We start from the raw sequence: 4,551 nt of genomic DNA, 5'->3' as shown, positions 1-4,551 counted from the left end.
GACCATGTCGACGCCATGCGCCGCTACCGCAACGCCGTCGCCGATCTGCTCTGAGGCAGCCGCGGCACACACGCGCCTCAGGTATCGGCGAGCGCGGCCAGCATGCGGTCGCGGGCGGCGAAATCGCCAGGCCGACGCGGTGCTCGCTCCCGACTAAAATATCGAAAACAAGCCCATGCAAAGTAGCTTGGCGGTCGCAGGCATGCGCGATCCCGCGAAACATTTTGACACGTCGGGCAAATCAGCGGCACTACTCCACCATCACGCCATTCGTAAAACGCCCATGGCCCTGCCCGACAACGGGCTTTTCGACGCGACCAGGTCAGCGGCAGGTCATGGCGATCGAGCCGTTCGGCCACCTTGGCGGCGGCCGACAGCGCCTCGTCCTCGGCGCAGCCATTGAGGAGAGCTGAGGTCGGCCGACTGAGCGGCAGAAAGCCGGTTGCATTTAGTATCATGATATGATACGTGGAACGCAATGATCCGAAGTTTCCGCGGACCGTTCGCAGAGTTGATTTTCAAGCTGCGACGCGTTCCGAAGGGGTTTCCGACGGACGTCGCTAGGGTCACCCGCCGAAAGCTGGTGCAGTTGAACAACGCCACAATGCTTGGTGATCTTGTGGCGCCGCCGGGCAACCGCTTGGAAGCTTTGCGGGGGGACCTCGCCGGCAAGCACTCGATCCGAATAAACGATCAGTGGCGGATCGTATTCCGGTGGAGCGATCTGGGGCCGGAAGAAGTCGAGATCATCGACTATCATTGAAAGGCGCTACCATGGCCAAGAAACTCCCTCCCGTTCATCCCGGCGAGGTCCTGCGCGAGGAATTCCTGCGCCCCCTGAGCCTCTCGCCTTACGCTGTGGCTCGCGCAGTCGGCGTGCCGCGCACGCGAATAGAGCGGCTGGCCAATGAGCAAACCCCGGTGACTGCCGACACCGCTCTGCGGCTCGGCAGATTTTTCGGCACATCCGCTGCGTTCTGGATGGGCATCCAGACGCAGTATGATCTTGAACGAGCCGAGGACGAACTGGGCGCCACGCTGCGCAAAATCGCGCCGGCTCGCGAAGCTAAACCTGCGGCGTGAGCGATAATCGATTGAAATGGCGTACCACGCGGGTTGTCAGCTGTTGGAGGCGCTGTCGCTCCATTTGGATTGACGCCATGCGCCGCTACCGCAACGCCGCCGCCGACCTGCTCTGAGGCAGCCGCGGCACATACGCGCCTCAGGTATCGGCGAGCGCGGCCAGCATGCGGTCGCGGGCGGCGAAATCGCCATCCGCGTGGATGGGCTGCAGAGCGACATGCGTGGCGCCGGCCGTGAAGTGCGCCCGCAGGCCGCGCCTGACCGTGTCGGCGTCGCCCCACAGCACCATCGCATCGATGAACCGGTCGCTACCGCCGTCGGCGAGCTCAGCCTCGGCAAAACCCTGGCGCAGCCAGCTGTTGCGGTAGTTCGGCAGCACCATGTAGCGCGCCAGTTCCTGGCGCCCGAGCGCCCGCGCCTTCGCGGGATCGGTCTCGAGCGTCACCTTCTGCTCCACCGCGAGCCACTTCGAAGGCGTGAGGATCGCGGCGGCCTCGGCCGTATGGTTCGGCGTCACGTTATATGGCACAGCGCCCCGCGACTTGGCACCGCTCAGCGCCAGCATCTTCGGTCCGAGCGCTGCGACCACGACCGGCGGCAGTTCGCCTGATGGCGCGAACTTGTTGATGCCGTCGAGGTAGGCGCTCATCGCCGAGAGCGGTTTCTCGTAGCGATGGCCGCGCAGGCCCTCGACCATCGGAATGTGGCTGACGCCGATACCGAGAACGAACCGGTCGCCGTAGAGCGCGTTCAGCGAGACCATGGCGCGCTGCGCGGTGAAGGAATCGCGTGCATAGATGTTGGCGATCGAACTGCCGATCACCAGCTTCTCGCTGCTCGACAGCAGAAAGGCCGCCAGCGACATCGACTCGTAGCCCCGCGATTCGGGGTACCACAGGGCCGAGTAGCCATTGTTCTCGACCGTGCGCACGAAATCGCGCAGCTGCGATCCGTCGAGTTTATCGGTGCCGTACCACACGCCAAGGCGTCCGAGTTTCATGTCGATTGTCTCCGGTTGAGGTGCCTGGAAGCCGTCAGGCTGTGATGCTCGGACTGCGCGGAAAAGCAATCGCGACCGACGCGCCGAGCTTCAGGGTCCGCGTCGTCTGGGCCGCCAGCGCCAGCAGAATGAACGGATCGTCCTTGGTTTCCTCGACCACGAGTCGGACGTAGCCGACCTCCTCCGGCAGGCGCGCTTCGGCGGCGATGGAATGGAGATCGACTGGCATTGCGGGCGCGCAGGCCGGGGGCGACCTCGCCGAGTAGCAGAGGTGTTTCAAGCAGCACGTCGTCACTCCACGATGAACGGCTGCTGTAACCTTATCACGCCAGGGCTTCGGGCCAAGCCGTCGCACGAATACGGCATTCAATATGATATGGCGGAGAGAGTGGGACTACTCGTAGCTAACTTCGTATTTCTGACCGCCGGCGACCTTTGCCCGGTCTTGACCCCGGCCACGCGCCGTCTTCTTTGGCTCCGTGAAGCCGCCGCATAGCCCGCCGATGGTCGCGATCTTCGCCTTCCCCGCCGCTTCGGCATCGTAGGGAAACCGCGCTCGGCAGATCTACAAACCTGAGTTTCACTTCGGACTCGGCGGGGTGTCCCTCGGCAACGAGTTCAACAAGCACACCGACAAGGACGCCGAAGCGACCCTCGAAGCTGCGTGGGAGATGGGCATCCGGTATTTCGACGTGGCTCCCTGGTATGGGTTTGGACTGTCGGAGCGCCGCTTCGGTCACTTTCTGCACAACCAGAATCGAGAGGACTATCTGCTCTCCTCCAAGGTCGGAAAGCTCTACTCGCTTGCCATTGGAATCATGAACTCCAGTGAAGTCCAGTTTCGACCGTGGCGTATCAGGCCGATTCACGGTAAGCTGGCCCTATGGTGCGATCGCGGGGGCCGTCGTCCCGGCAGGCGGTCCAAGTGAGCTCGTAGGGACCGGCGTCATATTCCCGGTCATTGCTTCAGGCGTCGGCATCTTCGGTCGTTTCCTGATCCGCATGGCCCATACGCCAATCGGGCTGATTACTGCCCCGCTTCGGTGTGATGGTCGCAAGATGCGCCGCGTCGCAACCTATAAATTCAGTCACGAGGTGGACCATGGTCAAGCCGTTTCCGTCGAAAACCCATATCGGCAATCACGCGCTACATCCCGAAACGCTGATGCTGAACTACGGCTACGACCCCCAACTTTCGGAAGGGGCCGTCAAGCCGCCGGTCTTCCTGACCTCGACCTTCGTCTTCAAGACCGCCGAGGACGGACAGGATTTCTTCGATTTTGTATCCGGCCGGCGCGAGCCGCCCGAGGGGACCGGAGCAGGCCTGGTCTATTCGCGGTTCAACCATCCCAACAGCGAGATCGTTGAGGACCGGCTCTCCGTCTACGAGCGAACCGACAAGTGCGCGCTGTTCTCGTCCGGCATGTCGGCGATCGCCACCACCATCCTCGCATTCGTACGGCCGGGCGACGTGATCCTGCATTCTCAGCCGCTCTATGGCGGGACGGAGACCCTCTTCACAAAGACGCTGGCGGGTCTGTCCATCGCCGCGGTCAGCTTCGCGGACGGCGTCGACGAAGCCGCGGTCAGCGCGGCGGCGCAGGACGCCATGCGCAAGGGCCGGGTGGCGATGATCTTCATCGAAACCCCGGCGAATCCAACGAACGGTCTGGTTGACATCGCGATGGTGCGCCGTGTCGCCGAAACGATCGGCCGGGCGCAGGGCCATACCCCGCTGGTCGCATGCGACAATACGCTGCTCGGCCCCGTCTTTCAGCGGCCGATCGAACATGGCGCGGATATCTCGCTGTACTCCCTGACCAAGTACATCGGCGGTCACTCCGATCTCATCGCAGGCGCCGCACTCGGCTCGAACGCCGTCATGAAGGCCGTGAAAACCTTGCGCGGAGCGATCGGCACCCAGTTGGACCCGCACTCCTGCTGGATGCTCAGCCGGTCGCTCGAGACCTTGAGCATTCGGATGGAAAAAGCCGACGCCAACGCGCGGCTCGTCGCGGACTACCTGCGCGACCATGCCAAGGTAGCGAAAGTCCATTACCTCGGCCACCTTGACGAGAACTCTCCGGCCGGGCGACTTTTCAAGAGCCAATGCAGCGGCGCCGGTTCCACGTTCTCGTTCGACATCGTGGGTGGCCAGGCCGCCGCGTTCAAATTCCTCAACGCGCTGCAGATCTTCAAGCTCGCGGTCAGCCTCGGCGGCACCGAGTCTCTCGCCAGCCTCCCTGCAAGCATGACGCACTCCGGAGTGCCGGGAAACGTGCGACGGAAGATTGGGATCCTCGACTCCACCGTCCGGCTCTCGATCGGCATCGAGCATCCGCTTGACCTGACCGCGGACATTTCACAGGCTTTGGACGCACGCTAGCGTAGCGATTAAGATCCAGGTGCCGCAATAGTCCGGGTCCTTGTTGTGATCGGCCGCAGTTCGGTCTAAGCAACTTTCGCAC

At 63.0% G+C, this 4,551-nt stretch carries 6 protein-coding genes and 1 pseudogene; 4 read left to right on the top strand and 3 right to left on the bottom strand.

Annotated features, from left to right (window positions below; genetic code table 11):
• Window positions 1–320: 320 nt before the first annotated feature.
• Window positions 321–407: pseudogene (locus tag ABSG20_RS30575) on the bottom strand (DUF7168 domain-containing protein); the annotation flags it as partial.
• A 71-nt stretch (window positions 408–478) separates the two neighbouring features.
• On the opposite strand from ABSG20_RS30575, the gene ABSG20_RS30570 reads away from it, so the two are divergent.
• On the top strand, window positions 479–763 hold the full coding sequence (locus ABSG20_RS30570; protein WP_423868186.1) for a type II toxin-antitoxin system RelE/ParE family toxin: 285 nt from the start codon (window positions 479–481) through the stop codon (window positions 761–763).
• A gap of 11 nt (window positions 764–774) precedes the next feature.
• Complete coding sequence (locus ABSG20_RS30565; protein ID WP_423868185.1) at window positions 775–1,083, top strand: HigA family addiction module antitoxin; 309 nt, start codon at window positions 775–777, stop codon at window positions 1,081–1,083.
• A gap of 139 nt (window positions 1,084–1,222) precedes the next feature.
• Here ABSG20_RS30565 and ABSG20_RS30560 read toward each other — a convergent pair whose 3' ends face one another.
• Together ABSG20_RS30560 and ABSG20_RS30555 are read right to left on the bottom strand one after the other, a co-directional pair.
• Window positions 1,223–2,083, bottom strand: coding sequence for a TIGR03620 family F420-dependent LLM class oxidoreductase (locus tag ABSG20_RS30560; RefSeq protein ID WP_423868184.1), 861 nt, complete (start codon window positions 2,081–2,083; stop codon window positions 1,223–1,225).
• A gap of 34 nt (window positions 2,084–2,117) precedes the next feature.
• Window positions 2,118–2,312, bottom strand: a complete 195-nt coding sequence (locus ABSG20_RS30555) for an LLM class flavin-dependent oxidoreductase (RefSeq protein ID WP_423868183.1) — start codon at window positions 2,310–2,312, stop codon at window positions 2,118–2,120.
• Between the two features lie 370 nt (window positions 2,313–2,682).
• Here ABSG20_RS30555 and ABSG20_RS30550 point away from each other — a divergent pair, with 370 nt between their 5' ends.
• Both ABSG20_RS30550 and ABSG20_RS30545 read left to right on the top strand, forming a co-directional pair.
• Entirely contained in the window at window positions 2,683–3,012 is a 330-nt protein-coding gene (locus ABSG20_RS30550; RefSeq protein WP_423868182.1) for an aldo/keto reductase, read from the top strand.
• A gap of 173 nt (window positions 3,013–3,185) precedes the next feature.
• Window positions 3,186–4,469 (top strand): cystathionine gamma-synthase family protein, encoded by a 1,284-nt coding sequence (locus tag ABSG20_RS30545; protein ID WP_423868181.1) that lies wholly within the window; start codon window positions 3,186–3,188, stop codon window positions 4,467–4,469.
• The last annotated feature ends 82 nt before the right edge of the window (window positions 4,470–4,551 follow it).

Origin of the sequence: Bradyrhizobium sp. (assembly GCF_049512235.1) — a bacterium.
In the GTDB taxonomy this organism is placed as follows: Bacteria; Pseudomonadota; Alphaproteobacteria; order Rhizobiales; family Xanthobacteraceae; genus Bradyrhizobium.
Note: the sequence above shows the minus strand (reverse complement) of the source record. Positions and strands in the feature narration are given on the sequence as shown.